Source organism: Rubrivirga sp. SAORIC476, from assembly GCF_002283555.1.
Lineage (GTDB): Bacteria > Bacteroidota > Rhodothermia > Rhodothermales > Rubricoccaceae > Rubrivirga.
The window spans coordinates 713729-736661 of the sequence record NZ_MVOI01000006.1; the positions used below are offsets into that span (position 1 = coordinate 713729).

Genomic DNA, 22933 nt, shown 5'->3' on the forward strand with positions numbered 1-22933 from the left:
GCCCCTACTCCGTGCGGACGAACTCGCCTCCTTCGAAGCGAACGGGGTACGGCTCCCCGTCGAGAGGGATCAGCGTGCCGTCCACGGGGGCGTCGTCCACCCAGGTCCCGTCGAAGCGCTTTCCGTCTGAGAACGTGAAGACGCCGGTCCCGTGGCGTTCGCCGGATGCGAACTGCCCCTCGTAGCGCCGCCCATCGGGCCATGTGAACACGCCGATGCCCTGGCGCGTGCCGGACTCGAACTGCCCTTCGTAGCGCCGCCCGTCGGGCCATGTGAAGAGGCCCTCGCCCTGGCGCTCGCCCGATACGAACAGGCCTTCGTAGCGCCGCCCATCCGGCCAGGAGTGGACCCCGCGGCCGTGATACGCGTCGTCTTGCCAGGCTCCTTCATAGCGCCGGCCGTCGGCGAAGAGAAAGACGCCGAGGCCCCAGCGCTTCCCATTGGCGAAGGCCCCCTCGTAGCGGTTCCCGTTGGCGAACGTGTTGACCCCCTGGCCATGCAGTTTCCCGTTTCGCCAGCCACCTTCGTAGCGGTCCCCGCTCGGGTAGTCTGCTCGGCCCTGTCCGTGCGGGACGAGCGGCCCCAGCGCGTCCGGGTCGGTTTCCAGCAGGCCTCCCTGGTAGCGCCAGCCGCTGGTCCTGACGACGGATCCCTCGGCGCCCCCCTCGCCGTCGAAAGTGGCCTCGATGCGGGTCCCGGATTCGAGCGTCAGCACGCCCGAGCCGAACGGGCGTCCTTCGCGAAAGGAGCCCCGGTAGGTATGGCCGTTCGCCGTCGCCACGCCTGTCCCGTTGAGGCATGTCCCCGCGAAGCAGCCGACGGCCTCGTGCGACGTGTGTGGCTGCGAGGTCGCCGGGAGGGCGGTCGCGACGGCGACGGCGACGGCGAGGAGGAGGAGAGGACGCATCGACACCGAGGGAGCGTGTCCGATACTACGGCAGCGGCTCTGACTGAGAGTCTCCGGCTCTGGGGCGGACCGTCACGCTCATTTCGATTGCCGGGCGTCGCGGCACGCTCTTATCTTCGCGACCCGGCCCGCGGCTCCTCGCTGACGGCCGGCACCGGAGAGGTGGGTGAGTGGCTGAAACCACCGCTTTGCTAAAGCGGCGTGCGCCGAAAGGTGTACCGGGGGTTCGAATCCCCCCCTCTCCGCATAGGACGTCGAGGCAGTCCTCGGCGCCAGGGCTCACGTTCGGAGGGAACGTCGGCGACCGGGGCGGGACTCTAGGGGAGTTCCTTCACGAATCCGGTGCAACCGAGTGGTCGCGGTGCCGTCGAGCGCTGCCATGGGCTCTCGATGGTCGAGGCGACGGTATCCCATGAGCCCGTTCGCCTCGATGCGACGTTTCTCACTCGTACATGCTAGACTTTTGTGATCGACTACATCATCCTTTCCGAGCAGCGGCTCATTGTCGAGCGGCTCCGGGGGCACGTCTCGTTGACCGAGGTGGAGGAGATCACCGAGCGAATCTGGCAGGACCCTGCCTACGATAAGTCGTTCAGCATCATCGCCGACATACGGGAGGCCGACCTCGGTTTAAACAGGCAGGGCATCCAGGCGCTCTCGGACATGATCCTGTCGTCCGAGGATGCGAGCCAGGGAGCGGTCGCAATCCTGTCGACCAAGCCTGTGGAGACGGCGATGAGTTACCTGTTCTCCAGGCGGCTGGCGACGAAGAACCCCGTCGCGGTGTTCAGCACCTGGGACGCGGTGGGCCGATTCGTGAGCCTGTCCCCATCGATGCTGGAGATCATCGCGGACGACCAGGCGTACGACGCGCTGTTCGAGACGGAGCAGAACCTCTAGAGGCAACTTCACCTCGCAGCGAGGGAACGCCCGGCGGGATGAATCGTGGGAGCGCGGTCCACGCCGCTCCACCTCGTGACTGCTCGCCTCGGCCTGCTCGTCGGCCTGCTGGCCCTCGCTTCGGCGACGGGCCAGGCGCGCACGGTGCACGCGGACGCCCCGCCGGAGAGCGGGCAGGTGACGCGTCCTGGCGGCCCATCGGCCGTCTCCATCGAGCCTGCGCTGAGGCCTGCCCTGACCGGGCAGGACGAGAGGGGGCCGGTGCTGCGTCTGTTGCCCCGCCCCGGCGCCGATGGGCGGCGGCCGGTGGATGTCGAACGCGACTTCGCCATTGCGGCGTGGGAGGGCGGCTGTGGGCCTCGGCTCGTCGCGGACCCCCGGCGTGGAGATGTTCTGAGACTCTGAGGAGACGAACCGCGCGGTCGCGCGGGAGGCACTGCCTCCATCGTCTCGCCCGGCCTTCCCGGGCGTTCCGTCCTCCTCGTCTCCGGTTGTCATGCCTACCCCCGTTGGCCCCACTGTGGGCCTTCCCACCCCCACTCCGACTCCGTCTCGGAAGGGAGACACCGTCGCGCTCTTCTTCTTCATCGTCCTGGTCGTCCTCGGGATGATCGCCGCGGGCCTCTCGTTCGCTCGGATGTAGCCGTGCCTCGGTTCGTGGACGCCCCGTCGGCTCGCGCTGGCGGGGCGTCGCTGTATCGCACGGAGTCTCTGCCGGAGCGGAGAGCCGTTGCATGGGGCTCCACACGGGATTCCTCCGCGCGTGACATGGAGACTGACGGACGAACGTTGGACACGCTCGACTCTCTTCTCGCTGTCCCCTCGTCGCCATGCGCCTCCTGTTGCTGTCTCTTCTCCTCGCCACCGTCGGCTGCGCCTCCGTTCAGCCCGTGCCCGCGGGGGCCGACCCCGCACTGACGGGCACCGTCACGTACCTCCAGCGCATCGCGCTCCCGCCTGACGCCGTCGTCACGGTCCGCCTGCTGGACGTGAGTCTCGCCGACGCGCCCTCGGTCACGCTGGCCGAGCAGACGATCCGCCTTGGGGGCCGCAACGTCCCGATCCCGTACGCGCTCTCCTACGACCCGGGCCGCGTCGACGCCCGGCACCGGTACGTGGTGCGGGCCGAGATCCGCGACGGCGCAGGCTCGCTCCTCTGGACCACCGACACGGCCATCCCGGTCCTCACGAACGGCGCCCCTGCCGACGAAGTCGAGATCCGCGTCGTCCAAGTCGGCGAGGCCCGCGCGACTCCCGAGGCCGACGCACTGGTCGGCCCCGAGTGGCGCTTGGTTGAGATGACCCTACCCGACGGCACCCCGCTGCGCCCGGAGCCGGGGGCCGAGCTGACGCTCACGTTCGACGCCGAAGGCCGTGTCAGCGGCCGGGCGGACTGCAATCGCTTCGGTGGCTCTTTCACCCTGGGCGCGGAGGGTCACATTCGCCTCGACCAGGTCGTCTCGACGCTGATGGCGTGTCCGCCGCCGTCGCAGGGAGACACGTTCCTGCGCCTGCTCAATGGCGTCGACCACGCGTCCGTGGCGGGCGGCCAGTTGTCGCTTCGAGGCGGGGCCGGCGAGATGCTGCTCGCCCGCATGGACGACCTCGGCATGGCGCCTCAGCCCACCGGGCGCACGCTCGTGTACGGCTGCGATGGCGGCGGCTTCACGTTCCGCATCCGGACCGGACCGGGCGAGGTCGCGCTCTGGCTGCCTGCGCGCTTCGGGAGCCGCTACCTCGTGCTCGGCCAGGTCCGCGCCGCCAGCGGGGCGAAGTATCAGGACGGCGACGTGACGGTCTGGACGAACGGCGACGAGGCGCTCCTGGAAGTGGACGGCGAGACGTTCACCGGCTGCCAACTCCAGCGCTGACCCGTCCCACCTCGGTGCCGAGGCCGGAGGTTTCGGTGCGAGGGCGGAGGTGGGCTTACAGGTCCGGCGCGTAGCGGGCGACCATCTCCGCCTGCGTCTCCGGCGGCTGGGCGATGCCGGTGTGGTCGCTCAGGATGGTGCGGGTGGGGGGCAGCGCCGACCGCTCCTGCCGAACGTCCGGGTTCCACAGCTGCGACCGCATCAGCGCCTTGGCGCAGTGGAGGTAGGCTTCCTCGACGGTGATCTCCAGCACCACGCGTGGCGGCCGGCGCTCGTCGGCGAAGGTGGCCAGCGCCTCGTCGTCGGCGCGGACGCGGGCGGTACCGTTGACGCGCAGCGTCTCGTCGATGCCGGGCACGAGCACCAGCACCCCCACCCGGCCGACCTCGGCGACGTTGGCGAGCGAGTCGAGGCGGTTGTTGCCGGGCGCGTCCGGCAGCCACAGGGTGTGGGCGTCCACGACGCGGACGAAGCCGGGGGCGCCGCCTCTCGGCGACGCATCGTGCCGTCCGTCCGCGCCGGAGGTGGCGAGAACGACGAACGGCGACAGCGCCAGGAACTCTCGGCAGTGGGCGTCCAGGTGATCGATGGACTTTCGCAGCGCGCGGTCGGTGGGCGTCGGGAAGAGCGGGCGGAGGGCGTCGGGCGACTCGATCATCCAGGGCGCGGGGCAGTCTGGGAGAACGATACGGCGACCGCGCTCGGCGTCGGCACGATCTCCACGAACCGCCTATCGCGCACGAGAACAGGTCGTTGGGAGGAGGCGCTTTGCAGCACGGACGGGGGCTGGGGATCCGACCGGAGCCATCGTCGTGTGACAGCGCTCCTTCCTCTCCCGACTCCATGTCCCGTTTCCTACTCGCCCTGTCCCTCACGTTCGCCTTCGGCACCGCCACGGTCCTGACGGGCTGTGAGACCGAAACCCAGACCGAAATCGAGTCCGACGGCGACGTCGACACCGACACCGAACTGACGCTCGACGACGAGGTCGAGGCTGATGCCGAGGCCGCCGCCGCCGACGCCGAGGCGGGCCTCGACGCGCTCGGCAACGACATCCAGGAGGGCGCCAACGCTGCCGGTGAGAACCTCCGCGAAGGCGCCGCTGAGGCGGGCGCGGCCATCCGGGAGGGCGCCCAGGACGTCCACGACGCCGTCGACAGCAACGTCGACCTCGGCGACAACGCGGAGAACCAGTAGGCTCCCGCCGCTGGGTCAGCCGTCCGGCCCCCTCGTCGCGTCGTCGGCGAGGGGGCCGTTCCATTCGAGGGCGTCGCGGTCCCAGTCGCCGAGGTCGGCGGCGGCGGCGTAGGTGGTCTGCAGGAAGGCGAGCAGCGCCGCGTCCGGGTCCTCGGCCGTGCGGACGGCCTCGTACGGCAGGATGAACTCGCCCAGCTCGGCGTGATAGAACGCCGCCTCGGGCTCGACGGAGGCCGCGCGGTAGCCGTCGGGCTCCGGGTAGGCGTACGAGTAGAAGGCCGGTTCTCCCAGCCCCTCGCCCGGCCAGAAGCCCGCGCTCGACACCTCGTGCGAGTAGGCCTCCGCCATCACCCAGTCGGCGAGGTGAGGGGCGCCGCCGGGGTGCGTCGGCGCCGTCCGTCCGGAAAAGCGTGTCACGGCGAGGTCGAACGCGCCCCAGAAGAAGTGGACGGGGCTGACCTTGCCCGTGAACCCGGCTCGGAAGCGCGTCAGCACGCGCTGGACGCTCACGAGCACCTGCCAGAAACGCGCGACGGCCTCGGGGTCGTAGGCCGCGTGCTCGGCGTCGTCGGGGAACGGCGTGACCGGGTCCGGGATCTCGACCGGCATCGGCCACACGTCCGCCTCGATGCCCACCTCGGCGAGGGCGCCCATCAGGAGATCGTGGAACGCGGCGACGGTCATCGGGCGGAGCGCGAACGAGCGGCGGTCGCCCCCGGTGGTCTCGATCCGCAGCCGGTGATCGACGAGGTCGAACGTGACCTCGAACCCGCCGTCGGCCATCGGAACGAGCGAGGTCGACAGCCCTCTCGCGGTGACGTAGAGGGGTACGTGCCAGGAGTGGTTGACCCAGGGCGCGTAGGCCAGTCGCACCTTGCCGACGAGTTGAGCCCAGCGGTGGAGCGTGGCGACCGTGTCGCGCCAGTCGTCGAGGGGGAGGGAGGGCCAGGGCATGGCGGTGCGGAATGGGGACCGCAGAGTACGGCTCGTCCTCTCGCCTCCATGCCGAGGCGGGCCGGGTCGGTCAGTTCGTAGCGGCGCCGAGGCCTGCGAGCCGCCCCGTCGCCCAGGCCCAGAAGAAGTTGTAGCCGCCGATGGGACCGAACGCGTCGAGCACCTCGCCCGCGAAGAAGAGCCCGGGCTGGCGATTGCTCTCCATCGTCCGCGGGTTTACCTCCCCCAGGCCGACCCCGCCGCCCGTGACTTCGGCCTTCTTGTAGCCCTCGTCGCCGGTCCACGGCAGGGCATACGCCGTCAAGGCATCCAGGAGGCGACGGCGCTCGTCCTTGCGGAGGTCGGCGCGGGCGCGGTCGGGCGGTACGCCGGCGTCGGCCAGGAGGCGGTCGGCGAGACGAGCGGGGAGGGCGGCGCGGAGCGTCGCGGCGACCAGCCCACGGCCGGGCTCGGTGAGCGCGGCCTCCCAGTCGGCCGCCGACGTGTCGGTCCAGGCGACGTGGACGGCGGGAGCGTCTCCGCGCGCACGTCCGAGCGCGGTCAGGTGCGACACGTTGAGGACGGCCGGGCCGGAGTAGCCGCGGTGGGTGAACAGGAAGCCGCCGGCGGTCTCGAAGGCCCCCTTCGTCAGCGGCACGCGGACCTGCGCGTCGGGCACCGAGACGCCCGCCAGATCGGCGTGTGGGGCCAGGTCGGCGGTGAGCGGGGCGAGGGCGGGGTAGGTCGGTTCCATGCGGTGGCCCGTCGTCCGCGCCAGCCGCAGGCCGAAGCCGTCGCTGCCGGTCTTGGGCACCGACAGGCCGCCGGTCGCGACGATCACGGTGCGAGCCGAAAGCGTCGGGCCGTCGCGGAGCGTCGCCGCCCACCCCTCGTCCGCGGGAGAGAGGGCCGTCACGTCGGCCCCGGTGCGGATCTCGACCCCGGCCGCCTCGGCGGCGCCGACCAGCGCGTCGCGGACATCGGAGGCGCGGTTGGACACGGGGAACAGCTTGCCCGTCTCGGGCTCCAGGGCCAGCGGTACGCCGAGGTCGTCCTCGAAGAAGCGGCGCTGGTCGGCCAGCGGCCACGACGCCAGAATGCGGCTCATGAGCCGCCGCGACGAGTCGGTCACGAACACTCGCTCGTCCAGCACCGACGGCAGCACGTTGCACCGGCCGCCGCCGCTGATCACGATCTTGGTCCCCACCCGGCGCGTCTTCTCGAGGAGCACGACGCGCGCCCCGGCTCGGCCCGCCGTCAGCGCCGCCATCAGCCCGGCTGCGCCGCCGCCGAGGACGAGCACATCGGGAGGAAGAGAGGGGGGAGGGAGGCGCGCCATGCCGCAAGAACGCCCCGGCCGGGGCGCGTTTCCGAGAGAAGAGGAGAAGAGGAGGGCTCCGGTCCGCAGGCCGCGGCTTCGCGGGGGCGCTCGGGGCCGCGGTGCGCTCTTCGTCGGGGAGCAGCCGAGTGTCGGGGCGGACTGATTGCACGAGGCGCCCGCTCGTCCCTTGACAGGCACACCGGAAGGGCTTACGTTGAGACTGTAACCGGTTACATCGCTGTTTCCGGTCCGGACGGGTCGATAGGTCATTTCTTTTCACTGGATTCGGTAGCGCTTCCATCATGGCGGTCACCATGCGCGACGTTGCTCGGCAGGCTGGGGTCTCGGTCGCGACCGTGTCGCGCGTGCTCAACGCGAGCGGGCCGGTGGGGGAGGGCACGCGCCGCCGCATCCTGAAGACGGCCGGGGACCTCCGCTACGTCCCCAACGGCACCGCGCGGAGCCTGACCACCAGCACCACTGAGACCATCGGCGTGCTGCTGCCGAACCTCTACGGCGAGTTCTACTCGGAGGTCATCCGAGGCATCGAGGGCGCCGTCCGCGCCCATCGCTACCACACGCTCCTGTCGTCGGTCCACGACGGCCCCGACGAGCTGGTCTCGGCGCTCCGGACGCTCGTCGGCCGCGTCGATGGGCTCGTGGTGATGTCGCCCGACATCGAGGCCGACGTGTTGCGGGCCAACCTTCCGGCCGACCTCCCGGTGGTGCTCCTCGGCAGCGCGCTCACGGGCCACGCGGCCGTGACGATCGACAACGAGGAGGGCGCTGCCGCGATGGTCCGCCACCTTGCCGGCCTCGGGCACCGCCGGATCGCCCTCATCGGCGGCGCCGCCGTCAACACGGACGCGCAGGCGCGGCTGGCGGGCTACCGCCGCGCGGTCGCCGAGGGCGGCCTCGACGCCGACCCCGCGCTCGTGGTTGGCGGCGACTTCACCGAGCAGTCGGGCCACGCCGCCGCCGCGACGCTGCTGGCCCTCGCCGACCGGCCCACGGCCGTCTTCGCGGCCAACGACTCGATGGCCATCGGCGCCCTCCGTGCGATCCGCGAGGCGGGCCTGGACGTGCCCCGCGACCTCGCGCTGGCGGGCTTCGACGACATCCCGGTCGCCCAGTACGTCACGCCCGCGCTCACCTCGGTCCACGTGCCGATCCACGAGATGGGCACCCGCGCCGTCGAGGCGGTCCTCTCCGACGCGGCCTCCCAGACCACCACGCTCCCCACGCGCCTCATCGTCCGCGAGTCCTGCGGCGCCTGACCCCCTTCGTTCCCCCACCCCGGCCCGGCCGGTCCTCCCCACAACCCCACCTCTCCATGCAACGCTTCGCTACCCTCTCCGTGCTCGGCCTCCTGCTGGCCGGCACCGCCATTGCCCAGCCCGACCGGGTGGGGCAGGACGTCATGTGGGCCCGAGACATCGGCTCCGCGACCATCGCCGTCGACGGCAACCTCGACGAGGCCGTCTGGGCCCAGGCCGAGACCTACACCATCGCCTGGGACGGCGTCCACCCGCTGCCCGGCAGCGGCCAGTCGATCCGGGACAACCCGGCCGGCCTCGACGCCCCCCTCGACCCCACCAACGCGACCGTCTACTTCCTCCGCAAGGGGAACGAGCTGTACCTCGGCCTCCAGGCGCAGGACGCCTCCATCGGCGGCGACCGCGGCTTCTTCGTCGGCGACGGCCTGATGATGACGCTCGTCCGCCCGCTCGACCGTCCGACGACGTTCACCGACCGGGATGACTACTTCGAGTCCTCGGCCGTCCGCGAGGAGATGTTCTACGGCTGGCAGCACCCGAGCGACACGACCGCCACCGGCGGCCAGGTGCCGGGCATCGCGCCGAAGGCGTGGAGCACCGACTTCGGCTACACCGCGGGCGACATGATGTCCGCCACGCCGCGTAGCCCCGAGGCCTGGGAGTTCGCCGCCGTCGTCGACGGCGTCGCCAACGACGACTACAACGGCGGCAGCAGCTTCGTGGCCGACAACGGCTACACGTTCGAGATGCGGATCCGGCTCGACTCGCTCGGCTGGGACCTCACGCAGCCGATGGCGCGCATGCCGCTGACGATGTCCATCATGGACCGCGACTTCTCGTGGCCGATCGACGCGGAGCGCTTCATGCGCCACTGGACGTGGTGGCAGGGCCGCTGGTTCAACAACTTCAACGAGGGCATGGCCTTCATCGCGGGCGACCCGAGCGTGACCGTGTCGTCCGGCCCCGTCCCGGCCTACACCGAACCCGAGTTCACGGTCCCGAGCGGCATGAACACGCCCGCCCCGACCATCGACGGCGTGCTGGACGAGCCGGTCTGGAGCCTCGTCGACCCGCAGTTCAAGATCAAGTACCAGGCCACGGCCGAGGAACTCGACGCCGGCCTCCCGGGCGCGGCCGCCCCGAACTACACGTTCTACTTCCACCCGGACGCCAACCCGGTGCTCGACCCGACCGAGGGCCGGTTCCACATGTACTACCGGGAGAACATGCTCTACATCGGCCTCGACACCGATGACCAGGCGGTCAACGGGTCGGAGTCGGAGAACACCCGCGACGGCTTCCGCTTCACGATCGCGGCGCGCGACAGCCTCAAGGACGGCCTCGGCGGTTCGCTGGCCGGCGTTCAGTTCGACTTCTCCGTCGACTCGACCGGCACGGCCCGCCTCGGCAACTACGCGGCCACGCTCGCCGAGGAGAACCCGTCCGCCATCATGGCGGGGGTCTCGATGAAGAACGGGTCCACCCCGGCCGACCCGTCGGACATCGACGCGGGCTACCAGATGGAGGTCGCCATCGACCTGACGGCGCTCGGCTTCCCGGCCAACCTCGACGACGAGCAGATCTACATCGCGCTCAACTACTTCGACGGGGACTCGCTGGAGGACGACGCGCAGAGCTACGGCACGCGGACGTGGGTGATCGGAGAGCGGAACAATGGGGCGAGCCTCTACGGCCTCCTGAGCTCGTCCGCGCTCGTCAACACGGCCAGCGACCGCGGCCCCGAGAGCGACGGCCTCCGCGCCCTCGGCACGGCGCCGAACCCGGCCACCGACCGCACGCAGGTCCGCTTCTCGCTCGACCGCACCGCCGAGGTGACCGTCGAGGTGTTCGACGTCCTCGGCCGTCTCGTGCAGACGATCGACGGCGGCGCCCAGGTTGCGGGTGAGCGCGCCATCACCGTCGACACGGCGGGCCTGAGCACCGGCGCGTACATCTACCGCGTCCGTCTCGACGACGGCGCGGCCGTGACCGGCCGCATGATGGTCGTCCGCTAGGTGACCCGGGCCGGGGGCACGCGCTCCCGGCCCCTGTTCGATTCGATCCGGGGCGGGCGTGGTGCCCGCCCCGGTGTTCGCGACTGCCCTCCGTGATTCCCATGACCTCTCGGTTCTCCCTGCTCTCCCGTCTCACGACGCTGGCGCTCGTCTCCCTCGCCTTCCTGGCGACGGCCGCGAGCGCGAGCGCCCAGACCGGCAAGCTCTCCGGCCGCGTGGTCGACCAGGACGGCCAGCCGCTCATCTCCGCCTCCGTCCTGGTCGTCGGCACCACGTACGGCGCCGCGACCGACCTCGACGGCGTCTACAACATCCTCCGCATCCCGCCGGGGACCGTCTCGGTGCGCGTCAGCAGCATCGGCTACCAGACGCAGCTCATCGAGGGCGTCCAGATGGCGTCCAACACCACCACCACGCTCAACGTGACGCTGGTGGACGAGACCGTGCGCGGCGAGGAGGTGGTGGTCACCGCCGACCAGCCCATCGTGGACGTCACCCAGACGAGCACGCTGGCCACCATCGGCCGCGACGAGATCGCGGCGCTGCCCGTCCAGGAACTCGGCGACGTGGTCAACCTGCAGGCGGGCGTCGTCGACGGCCACTTTCGCGGCGGACGCATCGGTGAGGTCCAGTTCCAAGTGGACGGCGTCTCGGTCAACAACCCCTACGACAACACGTCCACGCTGACGCTCGACCGGAGCGTGCTCCAGGAGGTGCAGGTCATCTCGGGCACGTTCGACGCCGAGTACGGGCAGGCGCTCTCGGGCGTCGTCAACGCCGTCCTCCGCAGCGGCGACCCGAGCCGCTACGAGGCCTCGTTCGAGATCTTCGGGGGCGACTTCATCAGCCCCGGCAACGACTCGACGCAGGTCCGCACGTTCATCGGCGGACGCGACTCAGTGGCGACGGTCGCCCAGATCCCCTACATCAGCGACGTCGATCCGATGTCGCGGCTGAACCTGCAGGCGAGCCTGAGCGGCCCGGTCCCGGTCGTGCCCAACACGACGTTCCTGTTCAACGGCCAGCGCTTCCGCAGCGAGTCCGAACTGGCGGGCGTCCGCACGTTCGTGCCGACCGACTCCAGCAACTTCGAGAGCAACGTCTTCCTCCCGACCGGAGACGGCGCGGTGGTCCCGCTGGGCTTCAGCGAGCGGTGGTCGTACCTGGCGAAGGTCCAGAACACGTCGATTCGCAACGTGCGGATGGACTACCAGGTCATCGGCAGCGTCCGCGACGGGCAGAACGCGAACTACGCCTACCGCTTCAACCCGGACGGGCAGCGGCAGCAGCACGAGGTCTCGTACGTGCACGGCTTCGGCCTGCAGCACACGCTCTCGAACAACGTGTTCTACGAGCTGAACCTGCGCCAGAACGTCTTCAACTTCGCCGACTACCGCTTCGAGAGCCTGGGCACGCTGCCCGAGACGGGCACCCGGTTCGCGCTCCCGGACGACTCGCCGTACGCCGCCGCGGGCCGCCCGATCGGGTCGCAGAACTTCGGAAATGGCGCCATCATCCAGGGCAACGACCTCGGGCGCTTCGTGCAGCGGACGAACGCGCTCGTGGCGAAGGGCGCGATGACGGCGCAGGTCACGAACGTGCACCTCATCAAGGGCGGCTTCGAGGTCCAGCGCTCCGACGTCGAGTTCGGCACGCCGGGCTCGGTCCGCGCGCTCGTCATCGACGGCGTGCAGCGCCTCGGCGTGCTGCGCGACACGCTGGGCGCCCAGGTGATCGACTTCCAGCCCGTCCAGGGCGCCGCGTTCGTCCAGGACCGCATCGAGTGGGGCGACCTGCGCGTGCGGGCCGGCCTGCGGATGGAGTTCTTCGACGCCAACGCGACCGTCCCGAGCGACCTCCAGAACCCGGCCAACTCCATCGACGGCGCCCCCGAGTCGGTCCCGGTGGACACGACGCCGAAGGTGGTGTTCGCGCCGCGCCTCGGCGTCTCATTCCCCTTCCTCGACCGCGCCTCGCTGTTCTTTTCGTACGGCCACTTCTACCAGCTCCCCGGCCTCGGGACGTTCTTCAACAACGCCGACTACTCGGTGCTGCGCGACCTCCAGCAGGGCAACGAGGGCAGCCAGGGCATCCTCGGCAATCCGGACCTCGACCCCGAGTTCACGGCCCAGTACGAGTTCGGCTTCAAGAGCCAGGTCACGCGCGACCTCGGCCTCGACGTGAGCCTGTTCTACAAGGACATCCGGAGCCTGCTCGGCGTCGAGTTCATCCAGACCTACACGGCGGCGCAGTACGCCCGCTGGACCAACGTCGACTTCGGCAACGTGCGGGGCTTCACGGTCTCGGTCAACCAGCGCAACCTCGGCCCGCTCTCGACGACGCTGGACTACTCGTTCCAGATCGCGACCGGCAACACGTCCGACCCGCGGGAGACTTTCAACCGTGTCCAGGGCGGCGACGACGCGCTCCCGCGCGTGGCGCCGTTCAACTGGGACCAGCGGCACACGCTCAACGCGACCGCCATCCTCTCGCAGCCGAACAGCTACAACGTCACGGGCATCCTGCGGATGGGCTCCGGTCAGCCCTACACACCCTCACTGGGCACGGGCTTCGGCGCCAACCTGGAGCCCAACTCGGGCCGCAAGGACCTCTCGGTCACGGTCGACCTCCGCGCCGAGAAGGTGCTCAGCATCGGGCCGGGCGGGGGCTCCGCCTTCCTCCGCGTCTTCAACGTGTTCGACAGCTACTACCAGAACGGCTTCGTCTACGCCGACACCGGCAGCCCGTACTACACGCTCAACCCCGAGACGCAGCTCAATCCCAACCCGGGTCGGTTCGCGGCCCCGCGCCGGATCGAGATCGGCCTCTCCGTCAACCTCGCGCGTCCCACCCGCCGCTGAGCGGGGAGCCTGGCCGAAGCCCGAGGACGGTCGTCCTCGCTGCCTCCGCCGCGCCCCCCTCCCCCCACACTCTGATCGGATGAACCGACTTCTCCCCGTCCTCCTCCTGCTCGCCTCGGTGGCCGTGAGCGCGCAGACGCCCCTGCCCGTCACGCCGCCCGAGTTCCGCGGCAGCATCAACGCCGAGCGGCAGGGCCTCCACGACGCCAACCGCATGCGGACGTTGTTCTACAACTACGGCATGGTGGGCGACTTCCAGGGCGGCGCCGACCTGAGCGTGTTCCACTCCGTCGAGGTCCCTCGTGGGATCGGCCTCAACTACTCCGACGGCATCACGCCCTACGTGCTCGCGAAGGTCACCCAGGCCAACGGGACCCAGGCCTACATCATGCTGACCGGCTTCCGCGAGCGGCAGGCCACCAGCCCCATCTCCAGCCGCATCATGCGGTTCGAGCCCCGCCCCGGCTACGCCGAGGCGGACCCGACCATCAACGCGGGGCGCTCGACGGCCATCTCGAACGACTTCCGGACGTGGCCCGGCGCGGCGGCCCCAGGTGGCGTCTTCGATCCCGCCTCCGACCCCACCGAGTGCTGGTACGACAAGCGCGACGACCCGGACGATCCGGGCTGGTGCGGCTCGTGGAACGGCTTCTTCGGCAAGCGCCCCAACGCCGACCAAGAGTCGTTCTACGTCATGGACGACAACCTCTACGACGCGTTCGGCTTCTTCCCGGACAGCCGCGACCGGACGCGGCGCGGCCTCGGGCTCCGCGTCGAGGTCCGCGGCTTCCAGTGGTCCAACCCGCAGGCGCAGGACGTCATCTTCTGGCACTACGACATCGTCAACGAGTCGACGACCCAGTACGACGACATCATCTTCGGCCTCTACATGGACTCGGGCGTGGGGGGCTCGGGCATCTCGTGCGACGGCGTCGCCGAGAGCGACGACGACAACGCGCGCTTCGTGCAGAACGTCGAGGGCCGGGACCTGGACCTCGTCTACACGTGGGACGAGGGCGGCAACGGGGTCAGCCTCCGGTCCAACTGTGAGAAGACGGGCTACCTCGGCTACGCCTACCTCGAAACCCCCGGCGACGCCACCGACGGCATCGACAACGACGACGACGGCATCATCGACGAGCGCCGCGACAACGGGCCCGGAGACCGGATCGAGGGCCAGGAGAACATCCGCGCCGCCATGCTCGCGCGGGGCTACGACCTGAGCCAGTTCGAGACCGAGTACGGCGCCCTGGAGACCCGCCCGGCCTATGTGGCGGGCGTGTGGTGGACCGGCGACGAGGACCTCGACTGGACCGCCGAGTTCTCCGACACCGGCCGCGACGGCGTCTACGCCGACGACGCCACGTTCGGGTCGGGCGTCCCGGACACCGGCGAGAACGACGGCATGCCCACCGACGGCGAGCCCAACTTCAACCAGACCGACATCACAGAGTCGGACCAGATCGGCCTGACGGGTTTCAAGCTGAACCGCATCCGAGGGGCCGGCGAGACCGACGGCATCGTGTTCTTCACCAACGAGCAGAACTGGCCGGAGCGGCTCTACAACCAGTTCTCGAACCCCGACCCGAACGTCGCCTTCGACCCGACGATCGTCAACAACTACAACGTCGGGTTCCTCTTCGCCTCGGGGCCGTTCACGCTCGACATCGGGCGCCGCGAGCGCTTCAGCCTCGCGCTGGCCTACGGCTCCAACCTGACCGACCTGCAGGACAACGTCGAGGTGGTCCAGTCGATCTACGACGCCAACTACCGCTTCGCGACGCCGCCGCCGCTGCCGACTGTCCAGGCGTTCGCCGAGGACGGCAAGGTCACGCTCGTCTGGGACACGCGCGCCGAGCGTTCCATCGACCCGGTGACAAACCTCAACGACTTCGAGGGCTACCGGATCTACCGGTCCACGGACCCCAACTTCCTCGACCCGCAGGTCATCCTCGACGGGCGCGGCACGGGCCCGCTGGGCAACGGCCGGCCCGAGGCCCAGTTCGACCTCGCCAACGGGATCACCGGCTACTCGAACATCTCCGTCAGCGGCATCCAGTACTACCTCGGCAGCGACACGGGTCTGACCCACCGCTGGACCGACGACGACGTGGTCAACGGCCAGACCTACTACTACGCCGTCACGTCCTATGACAGCGGCTCGGAGGCCTTCAACTTCTACCCCTCCGAGAGCCCGATCACGGTCTCGCGGACGCTCCGCGGCGGCACCATCCTGCCGCCGAACGTCGTGCAGGTGCGCCCCAACGCGCGCGTGCCGGGCTACGTCGGCGCGACGGCCAGCGAGGTCACCCAGACCTCCGGCACCGGCACCGGAACGGTCAGCGCGGAGATCGTCAACTCGGATGACGTCCCGGAGGGCCGCTTCCGGGTCGAGTTCCAGGGCTCGGCCGACAGCGTCGCCGCGCGGACCTACTCGCTGATCGACCTGTCGACCGGCGAGCCGGTCTTCGAGGGCGGCACCGACTTCAGCGGCGAGCGCACCGGCCCGATCGCGTTCGGCATCCAGCCCATCGTCACGACGCTCGACGGCGTCCAGGTGGAACCCGACGCGAGCGGCTTCACCTCGGGCAGCACGTCGACGGTACTGCTGGGCAGCCACACGGGGTCGATCCCGCGGAACCTGATCCGCGAGGGGTACCCCGAGGACGTGATCCTGACCTTCGCCGACACGCCGATCTCGACCTCCCGGGCCGCCATCGGCCAGCCCGCGACCCCGGCCAAGTTCAAGCCCGTCGGCGCCACCTCGGGCTTCGAGTACGAGTTTTTCTACCGTGAGCTCAACGGCGACAACACCCTGAGCGCGAGCGGCGAGTTCATCGACCTGCTCACGCGCAACGCCAGCGGGGCCCTCCGCCCGACCTGGCGCATCGAGTGGGTCGAGGGCGCCGACGCGCCGGGCCAGGGCGATGTCTACCGCCTCGTCGTGCTGACGCCGTTCGGGCCCGGCGACGCGTTCGAGTTCACGACCTCGCCCGCCTTCGTCGACGCCGCGCGGGCGGCCAACCAGTTCGAGGAGCAGGAGCCGTACGTGGTGCCCAACCCGTACGTCGCCGCGGCCTCGTTCGAGCCGGAGCGCTTCGCGACCGCCGGGCGCGGCCCGCGGCGGATCGAGTTCCGAGCCATCCCGGCGGGGGCCACGATCCGCATCTACACCGTCACCGGCGACCTCGTCCAGACGCTCCAGCACGACGGGTTCACGACCGGCATGGTGCCGTGGGACCTCCGCTCGAAGGACAACCTGGAGGTCGCGCCGGGCCTGTACCTCTTCCACGTCGACGCCCCCGACGTGGGCGAGTCGGTCGGCCGGTTCGCCATCATCAAGTAGCCGCCATGACACGCACGCTTCTCCTCCTGGCGGCCCTCGTCGCCGCGGCGCCTCTGAGCGCCCAGACCAAGACCGGCACCACGTTCGGGCAGTTCTTGCAGATCGAGCCCAGCGCCGCACTCGCGGCGCAGGGCAACGTCGGCGCGACCGCCCGGACCGACGTGATGTCGGCGTACTACAACCCTGGCGCGCTCGGCTTCCAGACCGGCTCCAACGCGGGCTTCTCGCACAGCTCGTGGCTGGCGGGCATCGACTACAACTATGCCGCGGTGGGGCTCAAGATGGGCTCTGCGACGACGGTCGCCCTCTCGGTGTCGTCGCTGAGTTCGGGCGACATCGACGTGCGGACGGCCGAGCAGCCGCTGGGCACGGGCGAGCGCTACTCCGTCGAGGATCTCGCCATCGGCATCGGCGTCGGGCGGCAGTTCACGGACCGCTTCGGCGCGGGGGCGACCGTCAAGTACGTCCAGGAGACGATCTGGCGCAGCTCCGCGCAGACGATCGCGCTGGACGCGGGCGTCATCTACGAGCTGCCCTTCCAAGCCGTCCTCGGGGCCAGCATCTCCAACTTCGGCGTCCCAGCTTCCTTCGACGGCACCGACCTGCGGATCCGGTACGACCAGGACCCAGACGTCTTCGGCGACAACGACAACCTCCCGGCCGCCCTGGTGACCGAGGAGTACGCGCTGCCGGTGTTCTTCCGGGTCGGCATGAGCGTGCCCGTCCGCATGGGCGACAGCCAGCTCACGCTCGCCGCCGACGCCTACCAGCCGAGCGATAACAGCAACAGCATCAGCGTGGGCGGCGAGTGGACGTACGCCAACCTGATCTCGGCACGCGCGGGCTACCAGGACCTGTTCCTGGAGGACGGAGAGGGCGGCCTTCGCCTCGGTGGCGGCGTCGCCTACCGCGTGAGCGGCTTCGATCTCCAGTTCGACTACGCCTGGGCCGACCACGGCAGCCGCCTCGGCGCCACCCAGCGCTTCACCCTCGGCCTCGGCTTCTAGGCGCGGTCCCTCCTGCGACGCCTTCCCCCCGAGGGGGAGGCAGAGGGAGGAGATCGTCTGAGGCCCAGCCCACCGAGTTCACTCCCGTCCCCTCCTGTTCGGAAGGGGACCTCTTCAGGCTCCCCTCTCTTGTGATCCGTCGGTCCGCCTTTCTCCTCGCCGCCCTGCTCGCCACTGCGGCGGGTGCCCAGACGGCGACGCCGATCTTCGATGAGGACGACGGCGGAGATGGCGGGGTCTACGAGGCGTCGGACGGAGGTGCGGTGGGGAACGCGACGCTCGACCTCGTCGATGGTCGGATGCCCCTCGCCTCGGGTCCCGCCGCCAGCGGGACGGACGTCGGGGTGCTGACTTACGCGTCAGGTGACGGCGGCAGGTGGCAGATCCTCGTCGGTGCGCCCGGCTTCGCGCCGCTCGACCTGACTGAGGCGGACAGCCTCGTGCTCTTCCTCAACGGGCCGGTCGGTGTGCCCGGCGTGGCGCTGCCGCAGGTCCGCCTGCAGGATGCCGACGGCGACCAGACGGCGGCGCTTCCGCTCGACTTCGGCACGCAGGTCGGGTTCGCGGCGAGCCGGAGCGGTTTCCTAGACGGCTCGGCGACCGATCTCGCGGTGTCGGTGGACTACCTCGACGTGCTCCCGGCCGACCTCGCGCGGCCCGGCTATCCGGAGTCGATCCGCATCACGTTCTCGAATCAGGTCGTCGCCACCTCGAGCCCTGCCATCGGCGTTCCGGCGGTGCCCGCCAGGTTCACCGTCGCCACGGAGGGCGGCCTGGAACTGGCGTTCCGGTTCGTCGACACGGACGGCGACGGGACGCTGAGCGCCAGCGGCGAGTACATCGAGGTGCTGACCGAGGAGCCGGCGACGGGGCGGCTCCGCCAGACGTGGCGCGTCCAGGTGCAGGGCACGCCCGCCACCCCGCCGACGCTCGGCGACGCTTACCGGCTGGCCGTCTTCACCAGCGGCACCGACGACGACCCGGCGACGTGGCAGCGGCGCGCCGTCTCGATCCGCGACTTCGGCCCGCTCGGCACGGTCGGCCTCGGGCAGATCGCGGGCGTGGTCCTGGAGAGCACCGAGGCGGGCTCGTCGGAGCGCACGCTCTGGATCGACGCGGTCTCGGCGCGAGCCGACACCGGCGTGCCCGATGGCCCGGCACCGCCGACCGGCCTCACCGCCGAGGCGGGGGACGAGACGGTCTGGCTGCGGTGGGCGCCCGCTCCCGGAGCGAGCGGCGTGGTCGTCTATCGCCAGTCGCTCGCGGGCGGCCCGTTCGAGCGGATCACACCCGACGTGGTCCGGCGGGACGCCTTCTTCGACCTCACCGCCGAGAATGGCGAGGCGGTTCGCTACGTCCTACGGTCGGTCCAGAACAACGGCCTCTCGGCCCCGATCCTGGGCGCGGACTCGGAGGCGGTCGAGGCGACGGTAGGGGGCGCGACCGATCCTTACATCGACGAGACGGCGCGGCGGGCGTTCGAGTTTTTCTGGCGCGAGGCAAACCCGGCCAACGGGCTCGTCAAGGACCGCAGCACGCCGGGCTCGGCGTCGTCCATCGCGTCGGTCGGGTTCGGGCTGTCGGCCATCACGGTCGCCATCGACCGGGGCTGGATCACGCGCGAGCAGGGCGTCGCGCGGACGCTCGCGACGCTGGACTTCTTCGCGACGTGCCCCCAGGGCAACGCGGCGTCGGGCACGTGCGGCTACAAGGGCTTCTTCTACCACTTCCTCAACATGCAGACCGGGGAGCGGCAGGGGACGAACGAACTCTCGACCATCGACACGGCGCTGCTGCTGGGCGGCGTCCTCCACGCGGCGCAGTACTACGACGGCACCGGCGACGAGGCGACGATCCGCGCGCGTGCCGACCTGATCTGGCGGCGCGTCGACTGGCAGTGGGCCGCCAACCGGGCGCCGCTCGTGACGCTGGGCTGGAAGCCCGAGGAGGGATTCAACATCTGCAACGGCAATCTGTGCGACTGGAATGGCTACAACGAGGCCATGCTCCTCTACATCCTGGGAATGGGCTCCCCGACGTTCCCTCTGGCGGACGACGCCTGGGAGGCGTGGACGGGCGGCTACGGCAGCCAGTGGCAGACGCAGTACGGCTACACGTTCCTCACCTTCCCGCCGCTCTTCGGCCACCAGTACAGCCACGTCTGGGTCGACTTCCGCAACATGCAGGACGACTACATGCGGGGCCGGGGCATCACCTACTTCGAGAACAGCCGCCGCGCGACGCTCGCCAGCCGCAACTACGCCATCGCCAACCCCGGCGGCTACCCCAACTACTCGGCCGACGAGTGGGGATTGACGGCGTCCGACGACCCGTTCGGGTACCGCGCCCACGGCGCGCCGCCCGCCCAGAGCGACAACGGGACCATCACGCCGACCGCCGCAGGCGGCTCGTACGCCTTCACGCCCGATCTCTCGCGCGCAGCCCTGCGGACGTTCTACGAGCGCTACTACGCCCGCCTCTGGGGTGACTACGGCCTCCGCGACGCCTACAACATCCAGGAGAACTGGTTCGCGAGCGACGTACTGGGCATCGACCAGGGGCCGATCGTGCTCATGATCGAGAACGACCGGACGGGCGCCATCTGGGAGTCGTTCATGACGCACCCCGACGTGCGCGTCGGCCTGGAGCGGGCGGGCTTCGACGTGCCTGCCGTGGCTGACGAGCCCGGCCCCGAGGCGACCGTCTCGCTGGCCCTGCCCGCGCCCAACCCGACCACCGGAAGCGTCCGCCTCGGCGTGTCGCTGGCCACCGCCGGCCCCGTTCGCCTGACCGTAGTCGACGTGCTCGGCCGCGAGGTCGCCCGCCTGCTCGACGGCGAGCACCCGGCAGGGGCCGCCACCGTCGACTGGAATGCCGAGGCGGTGGCCTCTGGCATCTACATCGTCCGTCTGGAGGCCGCTGGCCTCGTCCGCACCCGCACCCTCGTCGTCGCCCGCTGATGCTGATTCGCCGTTCCGTACTCGCCCTCGCCTTGCTGACCGTCGCCGCGAGCGCCCAGCCTGCGCCGGCCTTCTACGCGGGCTACGACTGGGACGCCGAGGCGGCCCTCGTCGAGGACCTGCTCTCCCGGATGACGGTGGAGGAGAAGCTCGGCCAGCTGACGCAGTACACTGGCCAGTGGGCCGTGACCGGGCCCGCCGTCACGCAGGGCGGTGAGGACGTGATCCGCGCGGGCGGCGTGGGCTCGTTCCTCAACGTGTACGGCGCTGAGGCCACGCGCCGGGCGCAGGAGGTGGCCGTCGAAGAGTCCCGCCTCGGCATCCCGCTGATCATCGGCTACGACGTGGTGCACGGCTTCCGGACCGTCTTCCCGGTGCCGCTCGCGGAGACCGCCAGCTGGAACCTGGACGCCGCCGAGCTGGCCGCCCGTGTCGCCGCCCGCGAGGCCGCGGCGGCCGGCATCCACTGGACGTTCGCGCCGATGGTCGACATCGCCCGCGACGGACGCTGGGGCCGGATCGTGGAGGGCGCGGGCGAGGACCCGTTCCTGGGCAGCCGCTTCGCCGAGGCGCGCGTGCGCGGCTTCCAGGGCCACACGCTCACGGACCTCGCCTCGGACACGACGCTGGTCGCCACCGCCAAGCACTTCGCGGGCTACGGCTTCGCCGAGGGCGGGCGCGACTACAACACGGCCGACCTGAGCGAGCGGACGCTCCGCGAGGTCGTCCTGCCTCCGTTCCGTGCCGCCGTCGATGCCGGTGCGCAGACGCTGATGTCGGCCTTCAATGAGATCGGCGGCGTTCCCTCGACCGGCGACCACGCGCTGTTCACCTACGTGCTCCGCGGTGAGTGGGGCTTCGACGGCTTCGTCGTGGCCGACTACACCGCCGTCCGCGAGCTGATGTGGCACGGCATCGCCGCCGACAGCGCCGAGGCAGGGCGCCGCGCGCTGGTCGCGGGCGTCGACATGAGCATGGTGGACGGCATCTACGCCCGCAACCTGCCCGCGCTCGTCGAGAGCGGCGCGTTGCCGATGGACGTGATCGACGAGGCCGTCCGCCGCGTGCTCCGCGTCAAGCGCCGCGCCGGGCTGTTCGAGGACCCATACCGGTACTCCGACCCCGACAAGGAGGCCACCGTCCTGTTCTCGGACGCGCACCGCGCGATCGCCCGAGACGTGGCCCGCCAGTCGATGGTGCTCCTTAAGAACGACGCCCGCCCTGGAGCGGCGGGACCCGTGCTGCCGCTGGCCCGCGACCTCGGCTCGGTCGCTGTCATCGGCGCGCTCGCGGCCGACTCGGTCTCGGCGATGGGCTCGTGGGCGGGGGCGGGCCGCTGGCCCGAGACGACGCCCATCCTGCCCGCCCTCATCGAGGCGATGCCGAACACCGAGGTCCGCTACGCGCCCGGCTACCCCGTCGTGCCGCGTGGGCCGTTCCTCCAGATGGTCGAGACGGCGTTCTCGATGGACACCTCCGGCCACGACGAGGCCGTCCGCCTCGCGGAGACCTCGGATGCGGTCGTGCTGGTGCTCGGCGAGCACCGCGAGCTGACCGGCGAGGCCGCCAGCCGGACCGACACGCGCCTGCCGGGCGCGCAGCTGGAACTGGCCCGGCGCGTCCTCGACGCGGCCGGGGACAAGCCGGTCGCGGTGCTGCTCACGAATGGTCGGCCGCTCGCGCTCACCGACCTCGACGCCATCGCGCCGTCGATCCTGGAGGTGTGGCACCTGGGCAGCGAGATGGGCCCCGCCGTCGCCGACGTGCTCCTCGGGTACCACAGCCCGTCGGGCAAGCTGCCGGTCACGTTCCCGCACGTGACCGGCCAGGAGCCGCTCTACTACAACCATCGCCGCACCGGTCGCCCGCACGACGTGCCCGGCGCCAGCGACAAGTACGTCTCGCGCTACCTCGACGCGCCCGTCGAGCCGCTCTACCCGTTCGGCCACGGCCTGAGCTACACCACGTTCGGGTACAGCGCGCCGCGTCTCAGCACCCCCCGCCTCGGGCCCGAGGCGGGCGAGGTCGTGGTCTCGGTGGACGTGACCAACACGGGCGAGCGTGTCGGCGTGGAGGTCGTCCAGCTCTACGTCTGGGACGAGGCCGCCAGCGTCACGCGCCCCGTGCAGGAGCTGAAGGGCTTCGAGCGGATCGAGCTGGCCCCCGGCGAGACGCAGACCGTCGCGTTCTCCCTCACGCCCGACGACCTCCAGTTCTGGGGCGACGGCGAGTGGACCGTCGAGCCCGGCTGGTTCACGGTCAGGGTCGGCGGGTCGTCGGCCGAGACGCAGGCCGCCCGCTTCGAACTCGTCGCCGAGTAACCCATCCTCACCTTCCG

At 70.7% G+C, this 22933-nt stretch carries 16 protein-coding genes and 1 tRNA gene; 13 read left to right on the forward strand and 4 right to left on the reverse strand.

What is annotated here, in order from left to right; all coding sequences use genetic code 11:
* Positions 1-4: 4 nt before the first annotated feature.
* Positions 5-907: an MORN repeat-containing protein gene (locus B1759_RS14585; protein ID WP_095515786.1), complete on the reverse strand. Its 903-nt coding sequence runs from the start codon at positions 905-907 to the stop codon at positions 5-7.
* Positions 908-1063: 156 nt separating this feature from the next.
* Between B1759_RS14585 and B1759_RS14590 the strand changes: the two genes are divergently transcribed.
* The 5 genes from B1759_RS14590 (at position 1064) to B1759_RS14605 (ending at position 3678) form a co-directional block, all read left to right on the forward strand.
* Positions 1064-1152: transfer RNA gene (locus B1759_RS14590), tRNA-Ser, on the forward strand.
* 220 nt (positions 1153-1372) lie between these two features.
* The gene (locus tag B1759_RS14595; protein WP_095515787.1) at positions 1373-1807 is read left to right on the forward strand and encodes a hypothetical protein; all 435 of its coding nucleotides are present in this window, start codon (positions 1373-1375) and stop codon (positions 1805-1807) included.
* Positions 1808-1882: 75 nt separating this feature from the next.
* On the forward strand, positions 1883-2212 hold the full coding sequence (locus tag B1759_RS14600; RefSeq protein WP_143537406.1) for a hypothetical protein: 330 nt from the start codon (positions 1883-1885) through the stop codon (positions 2210-2212).
* 91 nt (positions 2213-2303) lie between these two features.
* The gene (locus B1759_RS19790; RefSeq protein ID WP_158225281.1) at positions 2304-2450 is read left to right on the forward strand and encodes a hypothetical protein; all 147 of its coding nucleotides are present in this window, start codon (positions 2304-2306) and stop codon (positions 2448-2450) included.
* A gap of 187 nt (positions 2451-2637) precedes the next feature.
* Entirely contained in the window at positions 2638-3678 is a 1041-nt protein-coding gene (locus B1759_RS14605) for a YbaY family lipoprotein (RefSeq protein WP_095515789.1), read from the forward strand.
* Between the two features lie 55 nt (positions 3679-3733).
* Here B1759_RS14605 and B1759_RS14610 read toward each other — a convergent pair whose 3' ends face one another.
* On the reverse strand, positions 3734-4336 hold the full coding sequence (locus tag B1759_RS14610) for an MSMEG_1061 family FMN-dependent PPOX-type flavoprotein (protein ID WP_095515790.1): 603 nt from the start codon (positions 4334-4336) through the stop codon (positions 3734-3736).
* A 185-nt stretch (positions 4337-4521) separates the two neighbouring features.
* Between B1759_RS14610 and B1759_RS14615 the strand changes: the two genes are divergently transcribed.
* Positions 4522-4875, forward strand: coding sequence for a hypothetical protein (locus B1759_RS14615; protein WP_095515791.1), 354 nt, complete (start codon positions 4522-4524; stop codon positions 4873-4875).
* A gap of 15 nt (positions 4876-4890) precedes the next feature.
* Here the strand turns inward: B1759_RS14615 and B1759_RS14620 are convergent, their stop codons facing one another.
* Both B1759_RS14620 and B1759_RS14625 read right to left on the reverse strand, forming a co-directional pair.
* Complete coding sequence (locus B1759_RS14620; RefSeq protein WP_095515792.1) at positions 4891-5829, reverse strand: DUF5996 family protein; 939 nt, start codon at positions 5827-5829, stop codon at positions 4891-4893.
* A gap of 70 nt (positions 5830-5899) precedes the next feature.
* Positions 5900-7147, reverse strand: a complete 1248-nt coding sequence (locus B1759_RS14625; RefSeq protein WP_095515793.1) for an aminoacetone oxidase family FAD-binding enzyme — start codon at positions 7145-7147, stop codon at positions 5900-5902.
* Between the two features lie 296 nt (positions 7148-7443).
* On the opposite strand from B1759_RS14625, the gene B1759_RS14630 reads away from it, so the two are divergent.
* The 7 genes from B1759_RS14630 to bglX all read left to right on the forward strand — a co-directional run bounded on the left by B1759_RS14630 (position 7444) and on the right by bglX (position 22916).
* The gene (locus tag B1759_RS14630) at positions 7444-8406 is read left to right on the forward strand and encodes a LacI family DNA-binding transcriptional regulator (protein WP_198948901.1); all 963 of its coding nucleotides are present in this window, start codon (positions 7444-7446) and stop codon (positions 8404-8406) included.
* A 56-nt stretch (positions 8407-8462) separates the two neighbouring features.
* Complete coding sequence (locus tag B1759_RS14635; protein WP_095515795.1) at positions 8463-10421, forward strand: T9SS type A sorting domain-containing protein; 1959 nt, start codon at positions 8463-8465, stop codon at positions 10419-10421.
* 101 nt (positions 10422-10522) lie between these two features.
* The gene (locus B1759_RS14640) at positions 10523-13282 is read left to right on the forward strand and encodes a TonB-dependent receptor (protein WP_095515796.1); all 2760 of its coding nucleotides are present in this window, start codon (positions 10523-10525) and stop codon (positions 13280-13282) included.
* A 79-nt stretch (positions 13283-13361) separates the two neighbouring features.
* Positions 13362-16628 carry a hypothetical protein gene (locus B1759_RS14645; RefSeq protein ID WP_095515797.1) on the forward strand — a complete coding sequence of 1089 codons (3267 nt, stop codon included), beginning with the start codon at positions 13362-13364 and terminating at the stop codon, positions 16626-16628.
* Positions 16629-16633: 5 nt separating this feature from the next.
* Positions 16634-17635, forward strand: coding sequence for a PorV/PorQ family protein (locus tag B1759_RS14650; protein WP_095515798.1), 1002 nt, complete (start codon positions 16634-16636; stop codon positions 17633-17635).
* 131 nt (positions 17636-17766) lie between these two features.
* Entirely contained in the window at positions 17767-20595 is a 2829-nt protein-coding gene (locus tag B1759_RS14655; protein ID WP_158225282.1) for a glucoamylase family protein, read from the forward strand.
* Entirely contained in the window at positions 20595-22916 is a 2322-nt protein-coding gene (gene bglX, locus B1759_RS14660; protein ID WP_095515799.1) for a beta-glucosidase BglX, read from the forward strand. Before B1759_RS14655 ends, bglX begins: the two co-directional genes overlap by 1 nt.
* Positions 22917-22933 lie beyond the last annotated feature (17 nt).

Bases quoted from the DNA above. Each gene is read 5' to 3' on its own strand.
- B1759_RS14585 (WP_095515786.1), bottom strand. From the start codon at position 907: ATGCGTCCTCTCCTCCTCCTCGCCGTCGCCGTCGCCGTCGCGACCGCC.
- B1759_RS19790 (WP_158225281.1), top strand. From the start codon at position 2,304: ATGCCTACCCCCGTTGGCCCCACTGTGGGCCTTCCCACCCCCACTCCG.
- B1759_RS14605 (WP_095515789.1), top strand. From the start codon at position 2,638: ATGCGCCTCCTGTTGCTGTCTCTTCTCCTCGCCACCGTCGGCTGCGCC.
- B1759_RS14610 (WP_095515790.1), bottom strand. From the start codon at position 4,336: ATGATCGAGTCGCCCGACGCCCTCCGCCCGCTCTTCCCGACGCCCACC.
- B1759_RS14615 (WP_095515791.1), top strand. From the start codon at position 4,522: ATGTCCCGTTTCCTACTCGCCCTGTCCCTCACGTTCGCCTTCGGCACC.
- B1759_RS14620 (WP_095515792.1), bottom strand. From the start codon at position 5,829: ATGCCCTGGCCCTCCCTCCCCCTCGACGACTGGCGCGACACGGTCGCC.
- B1759_RS14625 (WP_095515793.1), bottom strand. From the start codon at position 7,147: ATGGCGCGCCTCCCTCCCCCCTCTCTTCCTCCCGATGTGCTCGTCCTC.
- B1759_RS14630 (WP_198948901.1), top strand. From the start codon at position 7,444: ATGCGCGACGTTGCTCGGCAGGCTGGGGTCTCGGTCGCGACCGTGTCG.
- B1759_RS14635 (WP_095515795.1), top strand. From the start codon at position 8,463: ATGCAACGCTTCGCTACCCTCTCCGTGCTCGGCCTCCTGCTGGCCGGC.
- B1759_RS14640 (WP_095515796.1), top strand. From the start codon at position 10,523: ATGACCTCTCGGTTCTCCCTGCTCTCCCGTCTCACGACGCTGGCGCTC.
- B1759_RS14645 (WP_095515797.1), top strand. From the start codon at position 13,362: ATGAACCGACTTCTCCCCGTCCTCCTCCTGCTCGCCTCGGTGGCCGTG.
- B1759_RS14650 (WP_095515798.1), top strand. From the start codon at position 16,634: ATGACACGCACGCTTCTCCTCCTGGCGGCCCTCGTCGCCGCGGCGCCT.
- bglX (WP_095515799.1), top strand. From the start codon at position 20,595: ATGCTGATTCGCCGTTCCGTACTCGCCCTCGCCTTGCTGACCGTCGCC.